The 22,993-nt window shown below is 40.9% G+C and carries 24 protein-coding genes and 1 tRNA gene; 9 read left to right on the plus strand and 16 right to left on the minus strand.

Going from position 1 to position 22,993, the window contains the following annotated elements; translation table 11 throughout:
* The first annotated feature begins 69 nt into the window (after positions 1-69).
* Both Q1W14_RS11050 and Q1W14_RS11055 read left to right on the plus strand, forming a co-directional pair.
* Positions 70-864, plus strand: a complete 795-nt coding sequence (locus Q1W14_RS11050) for a thymidylate synthase (protein WP_300701458.1) — start codon at positions 70-72, stop codon at positions 862-864.
* Between the two features lie 36 nt (positions 865-900).
* Positions 901-1,389, plus strand: coding sequence for a dihydrofolate reductase (locus tag Q1W14_RS11055; protein WP_300701459.1), 489 nt, complete (start codon positions 901-903; stop codon positions 1,387-1,389).
* A gap of 3 nt (positions 1,390-1,392) precedes the next feature.
* Here Q1W14_RS11055 and Q1W14_RS11060 read toward each other — a convergent pair whose 3' ends face one another.
* Positions 1,393-1,869, minus strand: a complete 477-nt coding sequence (locus Q1W14_RS11060; RefSeq protein ID WP_300701460.1) for an Lrp/AsnC ligand binding domain-containing protein — start codon at positions 1,867-1,869, stop codon at positions 1,393-1,395.
* Positions 1,870-2,114: 245 nt separating this feature from the next.
* Between Q1W14_RS11060 and Q1W14_RS11065 the strand changes: the two genes are divergently transcribed.
* Complete coding sequence (locus Q1W14_RS11065) at positions 2,115-3,392, plus strand: IgA Peptidase M64 (RefSeq protein ID WP_300701461.1); 1,278 nt, start codon at positions 2,115-2,117, stop codon at positions 3,390-3,392.
* Between the two features lie 29 nt (positions 3,393-3,421).
* The gene (locus Q1W14_RS11070) at positions 3,422-3,955 is read left to right on the plus strand and encodes a GNAT family N-acetyltransferase (RefSeq protein WP_300701462.1); all 534 of its coding nucleotides are present in this window, start codon (positions 3,422-3,424) and stop codon (positions 3,953-3,955) included.
* A gap of 76 nt (positions 3,956-4,031) precedes the next feature.
* Here Q1W14_RS11070 and Q1W14_RS11075 read toward each other — a convergent pair whose 3' ends face one another.
* From Q1W14_RS11075 to Q1W14_RS11115, 9 genes are all read right to left on the minus strand, one after another.
* Positions 4,032-4,496 (minus strand): biopolymer transporter ExbD, encoded by a 465-nt coding sequence (locus Q1W14_RS11075; RefSeq protein ID WP_300701463.1) that lies wholly within the window; start codon positions 4,494-4,496, stop codon positions 4,032-4,034.
* A complete protein-coding gene (locus tag Q1W14_RS11080; RefSeq protein ID WP_300701464.1) occupies positions 4,496-5,086 on the minus strand; it encodes a biopolymer transporter ExbD in 591 nt (196 codons plus the stop codon). The genes Q1W14_RS11075 and Q1W14_RS11080 overlap by 1 nt, the downstream gene beginning before the upstream one ends.
* A gap of 15 nt (positions 5,087-5,101) precedes the next feature.
* On the minus strand, positions 5,102-5,584 hold the full coding sequence (locus Q1W14_RS11085; protein WP_300701465.1) for a hypothetical protein: 483 nt from the start codon (positions 5,582-5,584) through the stop codon (positions 5,102-5,104).
* Positions 5,585-5,596: 12 nt separating this feature from the next.
* Positions 5,597-6,406, minus strand: a complete 810-nt coding sequence (locus Q1W14_RS11090; protein ID WP_300701466.1) for a MotA/TolQ/ExbB proton channel family protein — start codon at positions 6,404-6,406, stop codon at positions 5,597-5,599.
* A gap of 79 nt (positions 6,407-6,485) precedes the next feature.
* A tRNA-Ser gene (locus tag Q1W14_RS11095) sits at positions 6,486-6,573 on the minus strand.
* A gap of 162 nt (positions 6,574-6,735) precedes the next feature.
* Positions 6,736-7,515 carry a TatD family hydrolase gene (locus tag Q1W14_RS11100; RefSeq protein WP_300701467.1) on the minus strand — a complete coding sequence of 260 codons (780 nt, stop codon included), beginning with the start codon at positions 7,513-7,515 and terminating at the stop codon, positions 6,736-6,738.
* Positions 7,516-7,517: 2 nt separating this feature from the next.
* The gene (locus Q1W14_RS11105) at positions 7,518-8,225 is read right to left on the minus strand and encodes a hypothetical protein (protein WP_300701468.1); all 708 of its coding nucleotides are present in this window, start codon (positions 8,223-8,225) and stop codon (positions 7,518-7,520) included.
* A gap of 18 nt (positions 8,226-8,243) precedes the next feature.
* Positions 8,244-9,218, minus strand: coding sequence for a polyprenyl synthetase family protein (locus tag Q1W14_RS11110; RefSeq protein ID WP_300701469.1), 975 nt, complete (start codon positions 9,216-9,218; stop codon positions 8,244-8,246).
* Positions 9,219-9,295: 77 nt separating this feature from the next.
* Positions 9,296-9,982 carry an energy transducer TonB gene (locus Q1W14_RS11115; protein ID WP_300701470.1) on the minus strand — a complete coding sequence of 229 codons (687 nt, stop codon included), beginning with the start codon at positions 9,980-9,982 and terminating at the stop codon, positions 9,296-9,298.
* Positions 9,983-10,219: 237 nt separating this feature from the next.
* Here Q1W14_RS11115 and cmk point away from each other — a divergent pair, with 237 nt between their 5' ends.
* The 3 genes from cmk (at position 10,220) to pfkA (ending at position 12,953) form a co-directional block, all read left to right on the plus strand.
* On the plus strand, positions 10,220-10,909 hold the full coding sequence (gene cmk / locus Q1W14_RS11120; RefSeq protein ID WP_300701471.1) for a (d)CMP kinase: 690 nt from the start codon (positions 10,220-10,222) through the stop codon (positions 10,907-10,909).
* Between the two features lie 60 nt (positions 10,910-10,969).
* On the plus strand, positions 10,970-11,833 hold the full coding sequence (locus Q1W14_RS11125; protein ID WP_300701472.1) for a 4-hydroxy-3-methylbut-2-enyl diphosphate reductase: 864 nt from the start codon (positions 10,970-10,972) through the stop codon (positions 11,831-11,833).
* Positions 11,834-11,972: 139 nt separating this feature from the next.
* On the plus strand, positions 11,973-12,953 hold the full coding sequence (gene pfkA, locus Q1W14_RS11130; protein WP_300701473.1) for a 6-phosphofructokinase: 981 nt from the start codon (positions 11,973-11,975) through the stop codon (positions 12,951-12,953).
* A gap of 61 nt (positions 12,954-13,014) precedes the next feature.
* Here the strand turns inward: pfkA and Q1W14_RS11135 are convergent, their stop codons facing one another.
* The 3 genes from Q1W14_RS11135 to Q1W14_RS11145 are packed head-to-tail and all read right to left on the minus strand — an operon-like array spanning position 13,015 to position 15,894.
* Positions 13,015-13,854, minus strand: a complete 840-nt coding sequence (locus Q1W14_RS11135; RefSeq protein ID WP_300701474.1) for an SDR family oxidoreductase — start codon at positions 13,852-13,854, stop codon at positions 13,015-13,017.
* A gap of 35 nt (positions 13,855-13,889) precedes the next feature.
* Positions 13,890-15,113, minus strand: a complete 1,224-nt coding sequence (locus tag Q1W14_RS11140; RefSeq protein ID WP_300701475.1) for an NADH:flavin oxidoreductase — start codon at positions 15,111-15,113, stop codon at positions 13,890-13,892.
* A gap of 10 nt (positions 15,114-15,123) precedes the next feature.
* Positions 15,124-15,894, minus strand: a complete 771-nt coding sequence (locus Q1W14_RS11145; RefSeq protein WP_300701476.1) for a DUF1295 domain-containing protein — start codon at positions 15,892-15,894, stop codon at positions 15,124-15,126.
* Between the two features lie 98 nt (positions 15,895-15,992).
* Here Q1W14_RS11145 and Q1W14_RS11150 point away from each other — a divergent pair, with 98 nt between their 5' ends.
* Entirely contained in the window at positions 15,993-16,169 is a 177-nt protein-coding gene (locus tag Q1W14_RS11150) for a hypothetical protein (protein ID WP_300701477.1), read from the plus strand.
* Positions 16,170-16,172: 3 nt separating this feature from the next.
* Here Q1W14_RS11150 and Q1W14_RS11155 read toward each other — a convergent pair whose 3' ends face one another.
* The 3 genes from Q1W14_RS11155 to Q1W14_RS11165 are packed head-to-tail and all read right to left on the minus strand — an operon-like array spanning position 16,173 to position 20,937.
* On the minus strand, positions 16,173-17,516 hold the full coding sequence (locus Q1W14_RS11155; RefSeq protein WP_300701478.1) for a citrate/2-methylcitrate synthase: 1,344 nt from the start codon (positions 17,514-17,516) through the stop codon (positions 16,173-16,175).
* Positions 17,517-17,542: 26 nt separating this feature from the next.
* Positions 17,543-18,691: an NADP-dependent isocitrate dehydrogenase gene (icd, locus tag Q1W14_RS11160; protein WP_300701479.1), complete on the minus strand. Its 1,149-nt coding sequence runs from the start codon at positions 18,689-18,691 to the stop codon at positions 17,543-17,545.
* Between the two features lie 2 nt (positions 18,692-18,693).
* Entirely contained in the window at positions 18,694-20,937 is a 2,244-nt protein-coding gene (locus Q1W14_RS11165; RefSeq protein ID WP_300701480.1) for an aconitate hydratase, read from the minus strand.
* Positions 20,938-21,072: 135 nt separating this feature from the next.
* Here Q1W14_RS11165 and Q1W14_RS11170 point away from each other — a divergent pair, with 135 nt between their 5' ends.
* The gene (locus Q1W14_RS11170; RefSeq protein WP_300701481.1) at positions 21,073-22,971 is read left to right on the plus strand and encodes an AAA domain-containing protein; all 1,899 of its coding nucleotides are present in this window, start codon (positions 21,073-21,075) and stop codon (positions 22,969-22,971) included.
* Positions 22,972-22,993 lie beyond the last annotated feature (22 nt).

The raw sequence follows: 22,993 nt of genomic DNA on the forward strand, positions 1-22,993 counted from the left end.
TTATTTATTAATTATTGATTATTGATTAAATCCTCTACCTTTGCGTTCAGATAAAAAAGCACTACCATTATGAAACAATATTTAGATTTACTCAACCGGGTATTGGCTGAAGGCGCAGAGAAAAGCGACCGCACCGGTACAGGTACCATCAGTGTATTTGGACATCAGATGCGCTTCAATATGGACGAAGGCTTTCCTTGCCTGACCACCAAAAAACTTCACCTGAAATCAATTATATACGAACTATTATGGTTTCTCAAGGGAGATACCAACGTGAAGTATCTTCAGGACAATGGTGTACGTATCTGGAATGAATGGGCAGATGAGAATGGAGATTTGGGACATATTTATGGTTACCAATGGCGTTCATGGCCCAATTATAAAGGTGAATATATAGACCAAATCAGTGAAGTTGTTGAGACCATCAAACATAATCCTGATTCCCGCCGCATCATAGTAAGTGCATGGAATGTAGGAGACCTGGATAATATGAACTTACCTCCCTGCCATGCATTTTTCCAGTTTTATGTAGCCGATGGAAGATTAAGCCTCCAATTGTATCAACGTAGTGCGGACATTTTTCTGGGTGTTCCTTTCAATATTGCCTCATACGCGTTACTACTGCAAATGATGGCACAAGTAACCGGATTGAAAGCCGGAGACTTTGTTCATACTTTAGGAGATGCCCACATTTACCTGAATCATTTGGATCAAGTAAAACTTCAGCTTTCGCGTGAGCCACGCGCTTTACCGCAAATGAAAATCAACCCGGATGTGAAAAGTATCTTCGATTTTAAATTTGAGGACTTTGAATTGGTTGATTACAATCCTCATCCACATATTGCTGGAAAGGTAGCCGTATAGCTCTTTTATTTTATAATTTTCAATTTTCAATTCAATATGATAAGCATCATCGCCGCAGTTGATCGCCAAAGAGGGATCGGTTACCAAAATAAACTATTGTTCTGGCTTCCTAATGATTTGAAACGCTTCAAAGCATTAACCACCGGAAATACAATCATTATGGGCAGAAAGACCTTTGAATCACTGCCCAAAGGTGCTCTCCCCAATCGTCGAAATGTAGTTTTATCATCTCGGGGAGATTTGTCTTTTCCCGGAGCAGAGGTATTTCCTTCGCTTGAAGATGCTTTAAAAAGCTGCCGTCCGGACGAGCATGTCTTTATTATCGGTGGGGCAAGTGTGTACAGTCAGGCGCTCTCCTTTGCTGACGAACTCTGCCTGACAGAAGTAGATGCCGAAGCAACTCAGGCAGATGTCTATTTCCCCAATGTGGACTTGAGTGTATGGCAAGAAAAAAGCAGGGAATCTCATCCTGTAGATGAGAAGCATCCCTGCCCTTATGCCTTTGTTGATTACATTCGCCGATAAGAATCAATCTTCTTCATCTTCTATCATTATCGGCATTTGCCGCTTAATGGCTTCGTGGAAAGATATCAAGGTTTCCGTACGGGATAACCCCAACGGCTGTAATTTATCGTGGATTATGCTCAACAAATGGTGATTATTGCGGGCATAAAGCTTCACAAACATATCGTATTTACCTGTTGTAAAATGACACTCAACGATTTCGGGAATAGCCTCCAAGGCTTTTGTAACAGCGTCAAATGATTCAGGATCTTTTAAATAGATACCGATATATGCACACGTTTCATATCCTATTTTTTCCGGATCAATAACATATTCAGATCCTTTCAATATGCCTAAATTCGTCAGCTTTTGAATACGCTGATGAATGGCTGCTCCTGATACATTACAAGCTCTGGCCACTTCCAGAAAGGGAATACGTGCATTATCAGCTATAAGCTTCAATATTTGCTCGTCTAAATTATCCAATTGATGATGTCCCATTTCAATTTTAAATGATTAATAAATACTACAGTTTCTTGTATTCACATACAATAATACGCAAAGTTAGATAATTTTTTGCCAATAAAAATACGGTTTATAACTTTTCTTACTAAAAAAAGAATAATACTATTACTAAGACATATACGTGAGAATAGAAAAAACTTTTCCACTTTTCAATAAAAATTGCAGATGAGCCCTAAAGATAGTATCTTTGTAGGAACAAAAAGATTAAATAATAGTCAGTTATGAAAAAGATCTCACTATTCTTGTTATGCGCATTGGTTATGTTCTCTTTACATGCGCAAGTATTTACCGATTATTTCACGGATAAAAGTCTACGTATTGACTATATTTTTAATGGTAATGCCACTAAACAGGAGATTTGTCTGGACGGGTTGTCTTCTTTACCTCATTGGGCCGGAAGAAAACACCATTTATCCGAACTTCCTTTGCAAGGTAACGGACAAATCCTTATGAAAGATGTATCCAGTGGTAAGATTATTTATAAGACATCTTTTTCATCACTTTTCCAAGAGTGGCTGGAAACTGACGAGGCCCAAAACGTAACCAAAGGTTTTGAGAACACTTTTCTAGTTCCCTACCCTCTGCATCCTGCGGAAATAGAAATCACCCTACTAGATCCCCGTAGAAATGTACGCACCAGCATGAAGCATATTGTGAATCCTGATGATATATTAATCCATAAAAAAGGAAATACTCATATTACACCCCATAAATATCTCTTGCAAAGTGGGAATACGGATAAATGCATTGACGTAGCCATTCTTGCCGAAGGATATACGCAAAAGGAAATGGAGTTATTCTATAAAGATGCCGCCATTGCCTGCGAAAGTTTGTTCTCTCATGAACCTTTCAAATCCATGAAAAACTGCTTTAATATTGTTGCGGTAGCCAGTCCTTCCGAAGATAGTGGAGTCAGCATTCCGCGCATAGGCGAATGGAAGCAAACAGCACTCGGCTCTCATTTCAGTACTTTCTATTCAGACCGGTATCTGACAACGAGCCATGTTAAAGCAATACACGACGCATTAGCAGGAATCCCCTATGAACATATCATTATCTTAGCTAATACGGAAGAATATGGTGGAGGAGGTATATACAACTCGTATACATTGACTACTGCCCATCATTCTAAGTTCCGTCCTGTAGTCGTACATGAATTCGGGCATAGTTTCGGCGGACTTGCCGATGAGTATTTTTATGATAACGATGTCATGACTGATACATACCCGTTGGATGTAGAACCTTGGGAGCAAAATATAAGTACTAAAGTAAACTTCACATCTAAATGGGAAGATATGCTTGCCCAAGGTACTCCTATCCCAACTCCAACTAATCAAAGTAAAAAATTTCCTGTAGGAGTCTATGAAGGGGGAGGTTATTCTGCCAAAGGCATATATCGCCCGGCTGACGACTGTCGCATGCGTACCAACGAATATCCAACTTTCTGCCCCGTTTGCCAGCGCTCTTTACAACGTATTATCGAATTTTATACAGAATAATAATTATAATAATCCAGACTCAACAGCTTATGATCAGACTTCAACGCATTACTACAGCTGATACAGCCTTGTACAGCTTTATGGAAAATTTAATGACCGCTTCTTTTCCTTCAGAAGAGTACAGGTCATTGGATGAGTTACGTAGATATACAGATTCAAAAAATCATTTTCATAATAACGTCATTTTCCATAACGATACCCCCGTCGGACTAATCACATACTGGGATTTCGGACACTTCTATTACGTAGAACATTTTGCCATTGACCCTGCACAACGTAACGGTGGACATGGAAAGAATGTATTAAGTCACTTATGCCAGCTTTTAAAACATCCCATTATCCTGGAAGTTGAAGAACCTACAGAAGAAATGGCTCAACGTCGTATTAACTTCTATCAACGCCACGGCTTTACGCTCTGGGAAAAGCCTTACCAACAGCCTCCTTATAAATCAGGAGATGGCTATCTACCTATGTTACTCATGGCTTATGGAGATCTAAAATGCGAGAAAGACTTCAATACTGTAAAAGAGCATATATATCGGGAAGTATACAATGTGAAATAGCATAGAACTAAATAACATAAAAAATAAAGGTCGCTTGCAAAACAAGCGACCTTTATTCATATAGTTTACTAACTTATTACTGACGCGGTTGCGCAGAATAGTTAATTTTCAATGCATAAGCATTACGAAGAGCTTCTTTGATATCAGTTACGATACCCATTTTAGTCTCTTGGTCAACTTTCAAAGATACTGTCATCTGCGGCTGATCTTCTTCCTTCATACTGGAACGTTCACCAATAATATAGTCTTGAATTTCAGAAACCTCAGCATAACTATCATTCAATTGGATACGACTTTCACTACCTAATTTCTTACGAAACTCAGCAGTAGGTTTTCCTACATAGATAAACGTAACCAAAGACTTCTTCTCAAGTTTTTCCAATTCTGTAGCTTGCGGAACCTTAAACTCAACCTTCAATGTTACCTCACGCATAGTTGTTACAATCATAAAGAAGAACAACAACGTGAAGATAAGGTCAGGTAGAGAAGAAGTGTTCAACGCCGGTATTTCACGTTTACCAGTTTTGTTAAATTTTCCCATTACTTCTTTTCTCCGTACTTTTTAGGTTCTGCCTCAGAAATCATCTGAGGATAAATTTTACGAATTGCATCTTGCTGGTCCTCATTCAGTTCAGCATATGTCTTCTGCCACTTTTCCTGAGCCAGTTCATCACGCAACTCATTATAAGCAGCTACCAACTCATTCTGTACAGAAATATATGCCTTATAAGAAGAACCACGGTCACAACGCAAAGAAACTACGTGCTTATCCGTAACCTGCATAGTACCGAAGAAAGGAATTTCTTTCGCATGCTTCTCAGGTTTACTATCGTCATTATACGGATTGGCAATAAATTCTTTGGCTTTTGCGCGCAGTTGGTCTACGCTGATATATTCATTACCGCACATCAACTGGTCGTTCAAGTTCAAGAATACTGTCAATACATTGCGCTCTTTCAACTTGATATCTTCTTTTGGTTGGTCTTTCTGCGGAGGTTCCGGCAAACGTCTTGCCAAACCGCGGTCAGTATCCATAGATGTTGTAATCAAGAAGAAGATAAGCAACAAGAAAGCAATATCCGCTGTTGAACTGGAGTTGATTTCAGGTACTTTTCTTTTACCTTTTGCCATTTTAAGTTCTCTTAGTTATTTAAACTTTTTTGCAATACCGAAACCAAAAATCAACAGAATCATAACACCCATTAAAATATAAATGGTGTACAAGAACATATCTGTCAATTTCAACCAGAACGGAACATTTTCAGTACCGCTATAGCCCTGGATTACCAATGTTTGATCGCTACCTGCTGACCATGATATAATTAATACCACAACAATCAAAATAAGACCAATCAAAGATTTAATAGCATTTTTCGGAGACTCAATAAATCCCGAAACAAATTGGAATATAGCAGCAGCAACAGTTACTATAACAGTTACAGCTAACAAGATATACATCCAGTATATCAAGGCATCTGTCTGAGCAGGTTCTGACAAAGATGGATCTGCGACCATACGTTGATCAAGTGGAGTTTCTCCGCCAAAGAAGAATACGCCCAGTATGACCAATGTAATGGCAAGCATCACATACAGTGCAGTACTTGAAACTTTTTGAATTCTAACTTTCATATCGCAGATAAATTATTTTTTATATTTCAAATCATATTTGATAACCATATCCAACAATGAGATAGAAGAATCTTCCATTTCGCTTGTCAGAGCTTCAATCTTACCTAAGATATAATTATAAAATACCTGAAGAATCAATGCAACGATCAAACCGAAGATAGTAGTAATCAAAGCCACTTTCATACCGCCTGCTACAACCGTCGGAGAGATATCACCTACTTGTTGGATCTTGTCAAATGCCTGCACCATACCGATTACAGTTCCCAAGAATCCTAAAGACGGAGCCATCGCGATAAACAGTGTGATCCAAGAGCAACCTTTTTCCAGGTAACCAGCTTGTACACCACCGTAAGATACTACTGACTTTTCTACTACGTCAATACCTTGGTCAATTCTCATCAAACCTTGGTAGTAGATAGAAGCAATAGGACCTCTTGTGTTACGTGCGATGTCTTTAGCAGCTTCAATGTCGCCTTTTTCCAAAGCAGCTTCAATAGATGCCATAAACTTCTTAGTGTTGATTTCAGCTAAGCTTAAGTAAATAATACGTTCGATGCAGAATGCAAGACCGATAACCAATGCGATGGCTACGAAACTCATAAAGAACGCAGAACCTTCAATAAACTTGATCTTCATTTCTTTGTGAATACCACCCTCTTCAGCGCCTACTGTTGCAGTAGCATCATCAGCTGGAGCTGCTTGAGCTGCAGGAGCAGCTTGTTCTGTTTGTTCAGCTGCAGGAGCATCTTGAGCCTGAGCAAGTTGAGTTGAGCCAAATGTTAAGACTCCCATCACAGCAACAATTGCAAATAACTTTTTCATTGTGTGTCTAATTTTTAAGATTAATTAATTAAATTACTTATTATATTTATTTATTGTTTTTTCTTTCTATATTCTCCTGCGGAGAGACGGGGATTCGAACCCCGGATACCCTTTAGGAGTATACACGCTTTCCAGGCGTGCCTCTTCAACCACTCGAGCATCTCTCCAATAGACGCCTCCTCTGAAATCGGGTGCAAATTACAAAAAAAATGCGAACCACAAGCGTTTTCAGCTACAAATGTATTCTTTTTTTTGTTCTTCCGCTTCTTTCTCCCCGTTTTATCTTGAATAAAATCTCAAAATTAATAAACTTTAAAATCTGCAAGTCCTTATTTGAGTATTCCAAACACTTTTAATGCGTTTTCTGATGTCGTCTGTGCCACCATTTCAGGGGATTTACCGTATACTTCAGAAACTTTTATTAAGGTATCTTTTACATTAGCACTCTCATTTCTTTTGCCTCTGTTAGGAACCGGAGTAAGATAAGGAGAGTCTGTTTCAAGCACAATACGATCTAACGGAATGCATTTCAATACTTCCGGCAAAGTGGATTTTTTAAAAGTAACTACTCCATTAATACCGATTAGGAAATTAGAAAACTCCATGATAGAATCCGCCTCTTTTGAGGTTCCAGTAAAACTATGGAAAATGCCTCGCAATGTAGTAGATTTATATGGTTCCAATACCTTATATATATAATCAAAAGCCTCCCGACAATGGATTACAATAGGCAGATCGTACTCCAAAGCCCATTTTATCTGCCTATCTAAAGCAATTTGTTGCTCTTTCAAAAATGTCTTATCCCAATATAAATCCATGCCGATTTCCCCAATAGCCACATACTCATTAGCCGATGCTAATTCTTTTACTACAACATCCAATTCTTTTTCATAATCGGCATTTACCGAGGTTGGATGCAATCCTATCATCGGAAAACAATAATCCTTGTATTCCGAACAAACGCGAAGCATGGATTCGATTGTTGTACTATCTATATTTGGCATGAAAATGTGAGTAACCCCAGCTTCTCGTGCCCGTGCTATCACCTGCGTTAAATCGTCAGTGAACTCTTCTAAAAAAAGATGGGAATGCGAATCAACTAATTTCATTCTTAGATTTCATCATTATGTTTTTCGCCGGTACGGTAATAGTATACTAATCCATATTCACGGCATAAATCCAATCGCTTCTCGTTCGGGATTATATCCTCAAACTTTTTCTCCACTTGATTCCAAATGTCCAATATCAGTTCATCAGCTTTAGCACGCATAGATGCTAATGTTTCCAAACTACGCATAGTCAATACCTGAAAGTTTTTTTGCTTCTCATAACTATCCATAAAGATATCATAATGAACCCGTACTTTGGCAATAGTTGGATTATAAATAGGAATTCCTCCCTGGGATATACGCTTATTCTCTCCGTCGATAATTCTACGTCCCCATTCCACTAACGCTGATTCTGCTGACAAATCCGGCACACTATTATTTTTTACATCCAGACCATAATATTCTTTGTGAGAAACCCTGACTTCAGTACGTATAACAGCCAAATTCAGTACTTGGATAAAATGAGAAATATACAGACGAGCCATTTTAACATTAGCCTGATGTTTTCGTCCTGCTTTTGACTGCCGTTCGAAACATTCAACATAATAATTTTGAGCTGCCTCAAATTTCATAAGGAAATTTCTAGAGTCCGTTATAGTCTTTAAAGTGACCGCCAAATCATACATATTAGACACATCAGACTTTACAACCACTGCTTTCAATGCTCGTATTCTGGCTTGATCCGTATTTGGTAATCTTCGATATGGCATGCTTTCAGATATAAATCACTACACTTCTCTGTGCATCAAATCTTTCATCAATTTTTCCAATTCATTCTTCTTTTCAGCAGCTACTTTTACAGCAATAAGACTTTCCATTGCTCTTTCACTATATTCAGTGATCTTATTATCACAAAGTTCTTTTATCCCTATCTGATTATATAGTTGGGTGACTGCTGCTATTTTCTCGGCTGGATCGAAAGATTCAGCATCAATCCACGTAGTCAATTGGTGTAATTGTTCATCATTTGCATGCTCGAAAGCTTTTATCAGCATATAGGTTTTCTTATTACAAAGAATATCACCACCGATATTTTTTCCAAAGACAGCAGCATCACCATAAACATCCAGCAAATCGTCTTTTAGCTGGAATGCTACTCCCATATTCATTCCAAAATCATACAATCGTTCGGCATCTTCGGAAGAAGCACCTCCTAATAACGCACCGATTTTCAAACTAACTGCCAGCAATACAGAAGTTTTCAGTCGAATCATCTCCAAATACTCTTCTTCCGTCACATCTTTTCGCTGTTCAAAATCCATGTCCAACTGTTGACCTTCGCAAATTTCCAAAGCCGTCAAGCTAAATAAATCCATTACATCTTTTAAATGTTCAACAGGACATTGAGCCATAAACTGATATGCCAATACCAACATGGCATCACCAGATAAGATAGCTGTATTATCATTCCAAACTTTATGTACGGTTTCCTTGCCACGCCGACGATCTGCACGATCCATTAAATCATCATGTAAAAGAGTATAATTGTGATATACTTCGATTCCGGTCGCCGGACCAAAGATATGAGTCACATCTTCTTTATACAGATTATATGCCATCAACATCAGCACAGGGCGGATTCTCTTACCACCCATTGACAACACATAAGTCACCGGATCGTATAAACCTTGCGAAGTACGGTCAAACTTCAAATTAGTAATATGAATATTTATTTTTTCGAGAAGTTCAGGAACTGTAAACATAGTTATTGAATTTAAGAATAGCTGGGAATGAAAAGAGGCTGCTTCTTCGGCAGCCTCTCTCTTATTTTAGTATTTCATTACTGCAATCTAAACATTACAGGCACTGTGTATTTAACACGTACTGGTTTACCACGTTGCATACCTGGTTTCCACTTCGGCATGGTATTAATCACACGGATAGCTTCTTTATCCAAATATGGGTCAACACCTCTTAAAACCTTAGCATCAACGATACTACCATCTTTATTAACCACAAACTGTACAGTTACACGGCCTTGTGTACCATTTTCCTGTGCAATTGTAGGATATTTAATATTTTTGCTCAGGTATTGCATCAAACCTGCCATACCACCATCCGGAAATTCCGGCATTTGTTCTACAACCTCAAAGATTGTTTGTTCTTCCGGTTCATCTTCAACAACAGCCACAGGTACATACTTGATTTCGACTTTCTGACCTGTTTCTTCACTTGAAGCAATTGCAGTTTCCTCAACGTTTGCATCATCATCTACAATTGTCAAAGTTTCGGCAATTGAAGGAGCCTCGGGAGGAGGAGGAGCAACCACTTCCGGTTGTTCAGTAATAGGAATTACTTCCTCTTCAAATACAAGGTCGGAAATGGCCTGGCTCGTATCAATCTTGATATCACGCTTTGTCCATTCGAATGCGACGAACATGAATGCGAGCACAATCACATAACCGATGAGCAGCCATGTTGACTTCTTGTTCTCCAAGTCTGCCTTAGGTGATTTCTTAATTTCCATAATTCTATAATATAATTTTAGTGTTTCTCATTTGGGGCAAATATAGTACTTTTCCTATTATTGTTCGCCCTTAGCCACCTTTTTTTACACAATAAGCGCTACATTTTCGTTTTTTTAATTCTTCAAAAGCACCCTTGTGGTTTTGTGCTACAAATGTAACGAGATATTTTAAAAATACAGTATCTTTGGCAAGAATTTTAAATGAAATGTTGAAAAATAGCATAAAACTTCATTCAAATGAAAAAGATAACAATTGCAATTGATGGTTTTTCCTCTTGTGGAAAAAGTACAATGGCTAAAGACCTTGCCCGTGAAATAGGCTATATATATATAGATAGTGGTGCCATGTATCGCGCAGTGACGCTGTACAGTATTGAAAACGGCATATTTCAGGGAGATAAGATTGATACTGAAAAGCTAAAAAATCAGATTAAAGATATTCATATTTCATTCCGTCTTAATCCTGAGACCGGACGTCCGGACACTTATCTGAACGGAAACAACGTAGAAAACAAAATTCGTACTATGGAGGTTTCTTCTCATGTAAGCCCCATTGCAGCATTAGGTTTTGTACGAGAAGCAATGGTAGCTCAACAGCAAGAAATGGGAAAAGCCAAAGGTATTGTGATGGACGGACGGGATATAGGTACTACCGTTTTTCCGGATGCTGAACTTAAAATCTTCGTGACTGCCTCTCCTGAAATACGCGCACAACGCCGTTATGACGAATTAAAAGCCAAAGGTGAGGAAGTTAGTTTTGATGAAATCCTTGAAAATGTAAAGCAACGGGATTACATTGACCAAAACCGTGAAGTAAGTCCACTTCGCAAAGCAGAAGATGCTTTATTATTGGATAACAGTCTTATGACTATTTCGCAACAAAAAGCATGGCTGGCAGAGCAGTTCATGAATATTATAAAAGAATAAAGTATAAATAGCTACACCATTTACAAGTACTATTCTTTTAAACAATTAATAACCTAAACTATGGCAAAAGTAGAAATAGATGAAGGATCGGGCTTTTGTTTCGGAGTAGTAACTGCGATAAACAAAGCTGAAGAGGAGTTGATGCAAGGCGGTACTTTGTATTGTCTGGGTGACATTGTGCACAATAGCCGTGAAGTAGAGCGCCTGAAAGCAATGGGCCTCATTACCATTAATCACGAAGAATTCAGTCACCTGCACGATGCCAAAGTATTGTTACGCGCTCATGGAGAGCCACCTGAAACATACGCCATCGCCCGCCAAAATAATATTGAAATTATTGATGCAACTTGTCCGGTTGTGCTCCGTCTGCAAAAGAAAATCAAGCAGGAATACACTCAAGAGAGCGAGGAAAACAAGCAGATTGTAATATATGGCCAGAATGGACATGCAGAAGTATTAGGCCTTGTAGGTCAAACTGAGAGGCAAGCAATAGTCATTGAAAAATTAGAAGAAGCCAAAAAGCTGGACTTCAGCCGAAGTATCCGTCTTTATTCTCAAACGACTAAATCTTTGGATGAATTTCAGAATATAGTAGAATACATTAAAGAGCATATCTCGCCGGATGTTACATTTGAATACTACGATACCATCTGCCGGCAGGTAGCAAACCGAATTCCTAATATCCGAAAGTTTGCGGCTTCTCACGACTTGGTTTTCTTTGTCAGCGGCAAGAAAAGTTCCAATGGAAAAATACTATTCAGTGAATGCAAAAAGGTGAATCCGAACTCACATTTAATTGATAGTATAGAAGAAATAGACAATTCTCTATTGGCAGGAGCAAACTTGATTGGTATATGTGGTGCCACCTCTACTCCCAAATGGCTGATGGAAGAAATATCCGAAGCCATAAAATCGAAACTTTAAAACTAATATGTCACGTTTCTGAAACAGCGAATTAACGTAATTTATTAGTCGCACACTCAGCTTTTCACTATCTTTGCAAAGCCTAAAAAAGGTTTGCACTATTTTTGCAACGATTATTAACGCTAAACAAAAGATTGTTATGGGAACAGTTAAGTGCATCGGTATCTTAACATCAGGAGGTGATGCTCCGGGAATGAACGCAGCTATTCGTGCCGTGACACGTGCAGCCATTTACAACGGACTTCAGGTTAAGGGTATATATAGAGGTTACAAAGGTTTGGTAACCGGCGAAATCAAAGAATTCAAAAGTCAGAATGTAAGTAACATCATCCAACTGGGTGGTACTATTCTGAAAACAGCTCGTTGTAAGGAGTTCACTACTCCTGAAGGTCGTCAGATAGCCTACGATAATATGAAGCAAGAAGGCATTGACGCATTGGTTGTCATTGGTGGTGACGGTTCTTTAACAGGTGCCCGCATCTTCGCGCAGGAATTTGATGTTCCTTGTATAGGATTACCAGGAACTATTGATAACGATTTATATGGAACTGATTCAACAATCGGTTACGATACCGCTCTGAACACCATTCTGGATGCAGTAGATAAAATCCGTGATACCGCAACTTCTCACGAACGCTTGTTCTTTGTAGAAGTAATGGGACGTGACGCAGGTTTCTTAGCACTGAACGGAGCCATTGCTTCGGGCGCAGAAGCTGCCATTATCCCGGAGTTCAGCACCGAGGTAGACCAACTGGAAGAATTCATCAAGAGTGGCTTCCGAAAATCAAAGAACAGTAGTATCGTATTAGTTGCCGAAAGCGAAATAACCGGAGGTGCCATGCACTTTGCCGAACGTGTTAAGAACGAATATCCTCAATATGATGTACGTGTAACCATTTTGGGTCACCTGCAACGTGGTGGTAGTCCTTCCGCACACGACCGAATACTCGCCAGCCGACTGGGAGCAGCCGCTATCGACGCCATCATGGAAGGACAACGCAATGTAATGATCGGTATAGAACATGACGAAGTTGTTTACGTACCTTTCACAAAGGCTATTAAGAATACCAAGCCTATCAAAAAAGATTTGGTGAATGTATTGAGAGAACTTTCCATTTAATCTCAAACAATTCGACATAAATAGAAAGGCGCGGATACACAAATATCCACGCCTTCTTTTATTACATCCATTTTGCTACAATTCTCTCTGTTTCATTCCACAGCTCCTTCATCTTTACATGCCGGAGGTATTTCTCAGATAGTCGTTTAACCCGGCAACTTACATTCAGGGTTCCGGTACGCTTCCCTGCATCCTCATCCAATAGTAAACTAATTGCCGTTTCCGCCCCTTGGTGAGGAGTACGGATAAACGGACGGAACAGAATATCCGTCAACGGATCAAACCACATCTTCATTCGGATGATATTAGTTGATACTATTCCCGGGTCCGCCGCATTAACAATAATTCCCTGATTTCGAGTTCGATTCGCTAGATCAATGGTAAACAGAGTCAACGCCAATTTTGTATTGCTGTAAATTGGAATACGCCAAAAACGACCTTTCTTTCCATACAGAAAGAAATCAGGTAAATCAATACGTCCCACAGCGTATGTGCACGATACCATATTTACAATACGGCTTCCCACACCCATTAATGGCAGCAGTTTACGGGTAAGCAAATAAGGACCTACATAATTTACGCTAACTGTCCGTTCCAGTCCATCTTCAGTCACACGTCGTTCGGTTTCCATAGTACCTGCATTATTCATCAGCAGGTCTAACCGCTCCTCACGCTTTATAATGGTATCTGCAAAAGATGCAACGGAAGATAATGAAGACATATCTATTCCTAAAACTTCCAAAGATGAGTTACCCGTTTCACGGATTAACATTTGCCTTACCGCCTCTGCCTTTTGAGGACGATAGCAAGCCATTATAATCCGATAGCCGGCCATAGCCACAGCACGCGTAATTTCCGTGCCCATTCCCCCATCAGCACCAGTTATGATAGCAAGTTTCACTTATTCAAAATTAATAATTAAAAAATAAGAGTATATCAGCCTTGGGCTTCAATCCTCTCCACTTCTTTTCTCAAGCACGCCGGCAATTCTTCTTTCAGATGCTGATGACAAGCCATCTCTATAGAATACATGCGGGCTATGCAATAATTACTGTGTTTACAATTACAACGAGCGTCTTCTTCCAAACGCAAACGATTAACAAAACCAGGTTCATTAAGTAATGCACGAGCCATCTGTACGGCTTCGAAGCCATCGTCCAGCACTTCGTCGATCTTCTCACGCGAAACAAGTCCGCCTACATAAACTAATGGCATTTTTAATGCAGCACGAAATTTCAGCGCATCTTCCAAGAAATAGGCTTCCTTAAAAGGTACGCTGGGTATCATCCACTTTCCTACCATGCGTACTCCATACTTCAACCACCAGCACTTCATATAGTGAGTCATGGAAGCAATAGGCATTTCTCCCCGCATTACATACATGGGTGCTTTACTTACAAAACCCCCGCTCAACACTAATGCATGGGCACCGGATTGCTGCAAACGCATCGCTACCTGCATAGCCTCATCCATCTCCATACCGCCACGAAAACCATCACGCATATTCATCTTCACTAACACAGCCATATCGCTTCCGGCAGCCTTCATCACCTCATCCATTACCATATCCATAAAGCGCATCCGGTTTTCCAAAGAACCACCGAATTCATCTTTACGATGATTGGTGGATGGAGAAAGGAACTGGCTGATAAGATAGCCATGTCCTGCATGTATTTCCACAGAGTCAAAGCCGGCTTCACGGGCAAGATTTACCGAATCTCCGTATGCCCGTGCCAAACCCGGTAGTTCATCCGCACGGAGCCCGCGGACAAACGTCGGGGAATAAAGATTGAAGCCACCACTTGCTCCCACTGGTGTACAACCGCAAATACTTTTATGCGACATATTACCACAATGGCCTAATTGAATACCTGCAGCGGCACCTTCGGCATGTACAGCATCCGTTATACGCCGCAGCCCCGGTATGATTTCGGGACGCATCCACAACTGACGATCAAAAGATAATCCACTTTGTGTAACCGCTGCGTATGCAATAGTAGTCATTCCCACACCTCCTGCCGCTACCGAACGGTGATAGTCGAGTAGCATATCCGAAGGTACATTTCCCGGACACATGCTCTCAAAGGCTGCTGAACGAATCGTACGATTCCGCAAAGTCAATGGACCCAGAGTGACCGGTGTAAATAATTTAGATTCCATCCTATCTTCTTTAATATATAAATGGTATTATACGTTTACGTTTTCCTACTGCTTCTGCCCCAAATTCTTCCCGATAACGATGGTAAATAGCATTGGCACGGGGAACAAGATTAGCAAACGTCCACCACACAAACACCCAAGCTGCGGTAGAAGACGTAAGAATAGCAAAACCAGTCCACTCTACCAACTCACCGAAATAGTTGGCAGAAGTGACATATCGGTATAATCCGCTTGCCGGCAAATAATGTTTCGTATCTCCCGGTTTACGAAGATGGCGTATCACGTGGTCGGAATGGAGATTTATACCCATACCGAGAAAAAACAGGGATACACCTATTAATGTATGAGGTTTTAACAGATAGGCAGCTCCGGCAGCGTATAATCCTTCCGGAGCAAAATAGAACAATCCGCCTGCTTGCATAATTCCATTCAATACATTGAATAAAATCCCCATCGACATAATCGCTACCGGCATCCGGCTATTCCCCTTCAATATGAATGGGAAAATAAACGCACGCTGGAGATAATGCAACTGGAAAAGTAGGAAAAAGAAATATACGGGTAAAGAAAATCCTACTCCACTCTTCCCCCATAGCCAAAACATGATAATAAATACAGGAGCTTCCATGAGCATCCAAGCCAGTTTATTATTAATAGAAAATCCCCACGAAGAAGTGCGGAACATTCCATAGCCTGCTTTGACAAAATAGAGTGCAATAAATACAAAGAATGCCACTGCACCCATTATCCATAATAAGAAATGAAAATACTCTTGATTCATAGCTTTTTATTTAAGTACCACAAATATAAGGAAAACCTGTGAATATTAACCCGCCGCCCTGCGATAATTAAGAAAAAAGCCTACGAAGATTAAGGAAGATGGGTACCAATATTTATTCTTTCCACCACGGTGTACATTTCGTTCCACCGTGGTGGAAAGAAATGTACACCGTGGTGGAAAGAAACTTTCTCCATGATGGAACGAATAAGGCATTGCCTTCCGGTTACTTAACCATCGCAGCAATGCCTCTTAACTTTAGTTACTTAAAAGCTTAATGATTACCTCTTCTTGATAGGTATGTATGGGGTCTCTTCCAAGACGTTCTTATAGGCCGGACGAATAATACGCTTGCCTTCGAAAGTCAATTCTTCATTGCGATGTGCACACCATCCTACAATACGTGCCATGGCAAATAACGGAGTGAAAATTTCCTGTGGCAGACCAATCATTTCATAAACAAAGCCTGAATAAAAATCAACGTTGCTAGATACGGTCTTTCCGTTATTCTTTACGCGTCCGAAGACTTCGATTGCACGTTCTTCCAGCAGTTCGAGGAAGGCAAATTCACGTACTTTACCTTTTTCACGAGCAAGATCACGAGCCAATTCCTTCAACAGGATAGCACGCGGATCGGAAATTGTATAAACAGCATGCCCAATACCATAAATCAATCCAGTCTTGTTATAAACCTCCTTGTTCAGCATGCGGGTAAAATAAGTATCAATTTCTTCCACACTCGTCCAGTCCTGAATATTCTCCTGCAAATGATGGAACATATCAGCAACCTGAATGTTTGCACCTCCATGAAGCGGGCCCTTCAATGAACCGATACCCGCTGCGATAGAAGAATAGGTATCTGTTCCGGTAGAAGAAGTTACACGTACGGTAAAAGTAGAGTTATTACCACCACCATGTTCTGCCTGAAGTACTAATAGCAAATCAAGTGTACGGGCATCCAGTTCGGTAAAATCCTTCTTCAACATATAAAGGAAATTCTCGGCAATAGAGAGGTTCTCCTGTGGATGGCGGATATGTAACGAACGTCCATGAGTAGCATGACGTAGCATATTATAAGCGTATGCAATGATAGTGGGGAACTTTGAAATCAGCTCTATACTTTGACGCATCAGGTTATCACGGGAAGTATCGTCTGCATTCGAGTCAAAGCGATACATTTCGAGTACACTGCGTGCCAGAATGTTCATGATATTGTTTCCTTCGAGTTCGATGATGTTCATCTTTGTCTTCTGTTCCAACGGCATATTGTCGTTTATCAGTTCCAGGAAAGAAGACAATTCTTCTTTATCGGGTAAGCGGCCTGAAAGCAAAAGATAGGCTACCTCTTCAAATCCGAAACGTTTTTCTTTAATGGTGGCATGCACCAAGTCTTCCAAATCATAGTTACGATAGAACAACTTACCGGGAATGGGTTTCAAGCCTCCACCGGGAATACGTTCATAGCCCACTACATTACCAACTTTTGTCAGTCCAACCAATACACCTGTTCCATCCTCATTGCGCAAACCACGCTTCACATCAAACTTCTTGAACAGCTCATTTTCAATCCGGGAAGCTTCTTTCAAATCTTCAGAAAGCTTGTAAATCAAATACTCTTTCTTCATAATAAATTCGTTTAAATCGTTATTCTTTACTTTTCAATTCTTTCCACAATTTCGCGGGTAAAAGCAGAAGTGGACAGAGAAACGCCACCAGGCATAAAACGAGCCAAGTCGGCTGTAGCACGAGCGTCCATAAAGCTGTGTTCCAATGCGTTTTCAATCAACGACGCAGCCTCTTTCCAACCGAAGAACTCCAACATCATAACGGCAGAAAGAATAATAGAACAGGGATTCACTATATTTTTCCCTGCAATGTTAGGTGCAGTACCATGAGTCGCTTCAAAAATGGCATGTCTTGTTTTATAGTTGATATTTGCACCGGGAGCAATACCGATACCACCTACCATAGCCGCCAATTGGTCGGAAATATAATCACCATTCAGGTTCAATGTAGCGATTACGGAGTAGTCTTCGGGGATGAGCAATGTGTTTTGCAAGAAAGCGTCGGCAATGCAGTCTTTGATGACCAGACGACCTTCGGCTATTTCTTTGCCAAACTCACGTTCGGCCAATTCATAACCCCATTTCTTGAAACCACCTTCGGTGAACTTCATGATATTCCCTTTATGCACTAAAGTGACGGAAGGCAATTTATGTTCGAGCGCATACTCACAGGCGGAACGTACCAGACGTTCTGTTCCTTCCCGGGAGACGGGCTTCACACCAAAGGAGGATGATTCTGGGAAACGAACTTTAGTCACTCCCATCTCATCATGCAGAAAGCGGTAGAACTTCTCAGCTTCCGGAGTACCTGCTTCCCATTCTATTCCGGCATAAATATCTTCTGTATTCTCACGAAATACACACATATTCACTTTCTGCGGTTCTTTTATCGGAGACACGATGCCTTTATACCAGCGCACCGGACGCTGACAAACATACAAATCGAGAGTCTGGCGCAGAGCCACGTTCAAAGAACGGATACCACCTCCGATAGGAGTTGTCAAAGGACCCTTGATACCTACTTTATAAGTACGGAAAGCTTCCATGGTTTCTTCCGGAAGCCAAGAGCCAGTTTCATTGAAAGCACGTTCTCCTGCGAGCACTTCTTTCCATTCTATACTACGTTTGTCATTATAAGCTTTTTTGAGAGCTGCATTGACAACAGCCTGCATGGATGGAGTTACTTCAGCTCCTACTCCATCGCCTGTGATAAAAGGTACAGTAATTTTTTCCATTTTTATCGTGCATTAAGTGCAGAGCCGGCACGGAACCAACCTATCTGCTGTTCGTTATAAGTATGTTGTACCGGGAAGCTTTCTTTGGTACCGTCTTCATGGTGAAGCACCACTTCCAGATTTTTTCCAGGAACAAAATTCATCAATCCGATAACGGAAAGCAGATCGTGTTCCTGTATCTTATCATAATCTTCCTTATTAATAAAGGTAAGAGCCAACATGCCTTGTTTCTTCAGGTTCGTTTCATGAATACGGGCAAAGCTTTTAGCCAAGATCACTCGTACATTCAGGAATCGCGGTTCCATAGCTGCATGTTCACGGCTGGAACCTTCGCCATAATTCTCTTCGGCAACTACGATGGAAGGTACGCCTTCCGATTTATACAATTTCGCAGTACCTGAAACGGTGCCGTAGGTATTAGTGGAGCGGTTCCATACTTTATTGGTCTCCCCATTAAAAGCATTCACTGCACCCATCAACATATTATCTGAGATATTTTCCAGATGTCCACGGAAACGAAGCCATGGACCTGCCATCGAGATATGATCGGTAGTACATTTGCCCTGTGTCTTAATCAACAAAGGCATATTCAGCAAATCAGTACCTTCCCAAGCCGGGAAAGGAGCCAGAAGTTGCAAACGTTCGGAATGCGGATTAACCGTAATTTCTGCTTTTGCACCATCAGGAGCAACGTAGCCCATATTTCCATGAATAAATCCGTGCGATGGCAATTCTTCACCAACCGGTTCGGAAAGCTTCACCCGTTCACCGTTATGATTTATCAAGGTATCTCTCAATGGATTAAAACAAAGGTCACCGGCAATGGTGAGTGCCATTGTCAACTCAGGAGATGCTACGTATGCGTATGTATTGGGATTACCGTCCGCACGTTTGGCAAAATTACGGTTAAATGAAGTAACAATAGAGTTTTTACGTTCCGGATTATCCATGCAACGTTTCCATTGACCAATACAAGGACCACAAGCATTTGCCATGATAGTGGCTCCAATGTCTTCGAAGGCTCCAATCATACCATCACGTTCGGCGGTTGCACGTATTTGTTCCGAACCCGGATTGACAATCAATGCACCGGAAACAGACAGTTTTTTCTCCTTTACCTGGCGGGCAAGAGAAGCGGCACGACTCAGGTCTTGATAGGAAGAATTGGTACAAGAACCTATCAAACCAACTTCCATTTTACGAGGATAGCCATTCATAATTACCTTCTCTGCAAATTTAGAGATCGGTGTGGCAGCATCTGGAGTAAACGGGCCATTAATATAAGGTTCAAGCAAAGAGAGGTCAATGTCAATCACTCTATCATAGTACTCCTCAGGGGCGGCTACCACTTCGTCATCTGCACAAAGATTAGCAGCAATAGTATCGGCCATCGCCACTACTTCTTCTCTGCCTGTAGACTTCAGATAAACAGCCATACGCTCGTCGTAGGGGAATAAAGAGGTGGTTGCACCTACTTCCGCACCCATATTACAAATGGTAGCTTTACCCGTTGCCGACAAGGAAGCAGTTCCCGGTCCAAAATATTCAATAATAGCATTTGTTCCACCCTTTACAGTCAAGATACCGGCAAGCTTCAAAATTACATCTTTCGGAGCAGCCCAACCACTCAACTTACCTGTAAGGCGGACACCAATCAGCTTGGGCATCTTCAATTCCCATTCCATGCCAGTCATTACATCTACTGCATCGGCACCACCTACACCAATGGCAACCATACCCAGTCCACCAGCATTCGGCGTATGCGAATCGGTTCCTACCATCATGCCACCGGGGAAAGCGTAGTTTTCCAAAACCACCTGATGAATGATGCCTGCACCGGGTTGCCAAAAGCCAATACCATAACGAGAAGATACGTCGCGAAGAAAATTATAAACCTCTTCATTGGTTTTGTTAGCCGTAGCAATATCTTCCGATGCGCCTTTGTAAGCTTGAATCAAATGGTCGCAGTGCACGGTAGAAGGTACTGCTACTTTCTCACGCCCTGCATTCATAAATTGAAGTAATGCCATCTGTGCAGTGGCATCCTGCATAGCTACACGGTCGGGACGGAAGTTTACATAATCTTCTCCTCGCTTGTAGTTTTTCACTTCTTTCTCATTATACAAATGAGCATACAAAATTTTCTCTGCTAATGTCAACGGGCGTTGTAAAACAGTCCGCACATGCTTAATTTTCTCTGCATAAGCTGCATAGAATGCTTTGAGCATTGTTAAATCATACACCATAGCCACTTATATTTTTTTTAATTTTGAAGTTGTAAACGTTACAATTTAATATTATGAACAAATAAAAGTGAAGAAAGGTTTAACAAAATAAACTATTTCTTCCCGCAAAAGCGAAGAATAACTACCTTTGTAAGCATGAAAGAACAAGATTCAAACAGCCCCATTCTGCACCTCCAACAGCAACAACTCCTGTTACGTATGGAATATGAATACGAAAAGGAGGAATTCAAACGACAAACAGAAAATATGGGTGTCGCTCGAAAAGTGAAACGGGGACTTTGTTGGTATCCTGCCACTGCCGGACGAAGTTACTATAATTCTCTGAATCAATTAGTAATAGAAATTACACGCACCGAAGATACTGATATAGAACATAATTTTGAGTTCGGACGTCCCGTCTGTTTTTTCCGCCAATCGGCAGATGGAAAGATAAGTTACATGAATTTTACAGCTACCGTCAGTTATGCCGACGAAGCTCGTATGGCGGTGGTTATGCCCAGTGCCAGTGCAATCATGGAAGTACAAGAAACCGAAAATCTTGGTGTGCAACTTTACTTCGACGAGACTTCTTATCGTACCATGTTCGAGGCACTGGAAGATGTGCTACGAGCAAAGGGGAATCGGCTCGGTGAGCTTCGGGATATTCTTTTAGGAACCGTAAAAGCGGGATTTCGAGAGTTATACCCGGTACGTTTCCCTTGGCTGAACTCTACGCAAGAGTCAGCTGTAAATAAAGTATTATGTACACGTGACGTAGCCATAGTGCACGGCCCTCCAGGTACAGGAAAAACCACAACTCTTGTAGAAGCCATTTATGAAACGCTACACCGTGAACCACAAGTATTGGTTTGCGCTCAAAGTAATACAGCCGTCGACTGGATTTCAGAGAAGTTAGTGGACCGGGGTGTCAATGTTTTGCGCATAGGAAACCCAACTCGTGTTAATGATAAAATGCTATCTTTTACTTACGAGCGAAGATTTGAAGGTCACCCGCTCTATCCCGAGTTATGGAATATACGCAAAGAGCTTCGCCAGCTTGGTGGTCGTGGACGTCGTGGCAGCTATGATGAACGGGAGGGAATCCGTAGTCGTATGAGCCGTTTGAGGGATCGTGCTACGGCTTTGGAGATACAGATCAATGCCGATCTCTTTGATAGCGCCCATGTCATAGCCTCAACGTTAGTAAGCAGTAATCACCGCATACTAAATGGTCGTCGCTTTGGAACTCTCTTTATAGATGAAGCTGCCCAAGCTCTTGAAGCTGCCTGCTGGATAGCCATCCGCAAGGCGGACAGAGTTATATTGGCCGGCGACCATTGTCAACTTCCGCCTACTATCAAATGCCATGAAGCCGCCCGTGCAGGATTAGAACACACTCTCATGGAGAAAGTTGTAGCTAACAAACCTTCCGCCGTTTCTTTATTAAAAATACAATATCGCATGCACGAAGAAATCATGCGATTTTCTTCCGACTGGTTTTATAATGGCGAACTTCAAGCGGCTCCTGAAGTCCGTCACCGAGGCATATTAGACTGGGATACTCCTATTTCCTGGATTGATACTTCGGAAATGGATTTCAAAGAAGAGTTCGTAGGAGAAACTTTCGGACGTATCAACAAAGAAGAAGCCAATCTTCTACTGAAAGAGTTAGAAGAATATATCCAAAGAATAGGAGGTAGTCGAATCTTAGAAGAACGAATCGATTTCGGATTGATATCACCTTATAAGGCACAAGTGCAATACCTCCGAAATAAAATAAGAACAAATGCAGCTCTTCGCCCTTACCGTAGCTTATTTACAGTAAACACAGTGGATGGATTTCAAGGGCAAGAACGGGATGTTATTTTTATCAGTCTTGTTCGCGCAAATGAAGACGGACAGATCGGATTTCTGAATGATTTGAGAAGAATGAACGTAGCCATAACCAGAGCAAGAATGAAACTGGTCATCTTAGGTGAAAAAACTACTCTAGCCAAACATGCCTTCTATCGGAAGTTGATAGAATATATTGAAAAAGAGGTTATCTCAAAATAACATTTTGAAATAACCTCTCTTA

Origin of the sequence: Bacteroides sp. (assembly GCF_030151085.1) — a bacterium.
In the GTDB taxonomy this organism is placed as follows: domain Bacteria; phylum Bacteroidota; class Bacteroidia; order Bacteroidales; family Bacteroidaceae; genus Bacteroides.

What these genes read in the sequence shown, in the direction of transcription:
- Q1W14_RS11140 (WP_300701475.1), bottom strand. Translation starts at nt 15,113, where the DNA reads ATGGAATCTAAATTATTTACACCGGTCACTCTGGGTCCATTGACTTTG.
- Q1W14_RS11170 (WP_300701481.1), top strand. Translation starts at nt 21,073, where the DNA reads ATGAAAGAACAAGATTCAAACAGCCCCATTCTGCACCTCCAACAGCAA.
- Q1W14_RS11125 (WP_300701472.1), top strand. Translation starts at nt 10,970, where the DNA reads ATGGCAAAAGTAGAAATAGATGAAGGATCGGGCTTTTGTTTCGGAGTA.
- Q1W14_RS11050 (WP_300701458.1), top strand. Translation starts at nt 70, where the DNA reads ATGAAACAATATTTAGATTTACTCAACCGGGTATTGGCTGAAGGCGCA.
- Q1W14_RS11090 (WP_300701466.1), bottom strand. Translation starts at nt 6,406, where the DNA reads ATGAAAAAGTTATTTGCAATTGTTGCTGTGATGGGAGTCTTAACATTT.
- Q1W14_RS11060 (WP_300701460.1), bottom strand. Translation starts at nt 1,869, where the DNA reads ATGGGACATCATCAATTGGATAATTTAGACGAGCAAATATTGAAGCTT.
- Q1W14_RS11150 (WP_300701477.1), top strand. Translation starts at nt 15,993, where the DNA reads ATGGGTACCAATATTTATTCTTTCCACCACGGTGTACATTTCGTTCCA.
- icd (WP_300701479.1), bottom strand. Translation starts at nt 18,691, where the DNA reads ATGGAAAAAATTACTGTACCTTTTATCACAGGCGATGGAGTAGGAGCT.
- Q1W14_RS11100 (WP_300701467.1), bottom strand. Translation starts at nt 7,515, where the DNA reads ATGAAATTAGTTGATTCGCATTCCCATCTTTTTTTAGAAGAGTTCACT.
- Q1W14_RS11080 (WP_300701464.1), bottom strand. Translation starts at nt 5,086, where the DNA reads ATGGCAAAAGGTAAAAGAAAAGTACCTGAAATCAACTCCAGTTCAACA.
- Q1W14_RS11165 (WP_300701480.1), bottom strand. Translation starts at nt 20,937, where the DNA reads ATGGTGTATGATTTAACAATGCTCAAAGCATTCTATGCAGCTTATGCA.
- Q1W14_RS11115 (WP_300701470.1), bottom strand. Translation starts at nt 9,982, where the DNA reads ATGGAAATTAAGAAATCACCTAAGGCAGACTTGGAGAACAAGAAGTCA.
- Q1W14_RS11105 (WP_300701468.1), bottom strand. Translation starts at nt 8,225, where the DNA reads ATGCCATATCGAAGATTACCAAATACGGATCAAGCCAGAATACGAGCA.
- Q1W14_RS11075 (WP_300701463.1), bottom strand. Translation starts at nt 4,496, where the DNA reads ATGGGAAAATTTAACAAAACTGGTAAACGTGAAATACCGGCGTTGAAC.
- Q1W14_RS11070 (WP_300701462.1), top strand. Translation starts at nt 3,422, where the DNA reads ATGATCAGACTTCAACGCATTACTACAGCTGATACAGCCTTGTACAGC.
- Q1W14_RS11065 (WP_300701461.1), top strand. Translation starts at nt 2,115, where the DNA reads ATGAAAAAGATCTCACTATTCTTGTTATGCGCATTGGTTATGTTCTCT.
- cmk (WP_300701471.1), top strand. Translation starts at nt 10,220, where the DNA reads ATGAAAAAGATAACAATTGCAATTGATGGTTTTTCCTCTTGTGGAAAA.
- Q1W14_RS11145 (WP_300701476.1), bottom strand. Translation starts at nt 15,894, where the DNA reads ATGAATCAAGAGTATTTTCATTTCTTATTATGGATAATGGGTGCAGTG.
- Q1W14_RS11085 (WP_300701465.1), bottom strand. Translation starts at nt 5,584, where the DNA reads ATGAAAGTTAGAATTCAAAAAGTTTCAAGTACTGCACTGTATGTGATG.
- Q1W14_RS11110 (WP_300701469.1), bottom strand. Translation starts at nt 9,218, where the DNA reads ATGTTTACAGTTCCTGAACTTCTCGAAAAAATAAATATTCATATTACT.
- Q1W14_RS11155 (WP_300701478.1), bottom strand. Translation starts at nt 17,516, where the DNA reads ATGAAGAAAGAGTATTTGATTTACAAGCTTTCTGAAGATTTGAAAGAA.
- Q1W14_RS11055 (WP_300701459.1), top strand. Translation starts at nt 901, where the DNA reads ATGATAAGCATCATCGCCGCAGTTGATCGCCAAAGAGGGATCGGTTAC.
- pfkA (WP_300701473.1), top strand. Translation starts at nt 11,973, where the DNA reads ATGGGAACAGTTAAGTGCATCGGTATCTTAACATCAGGAGGTGATGCT.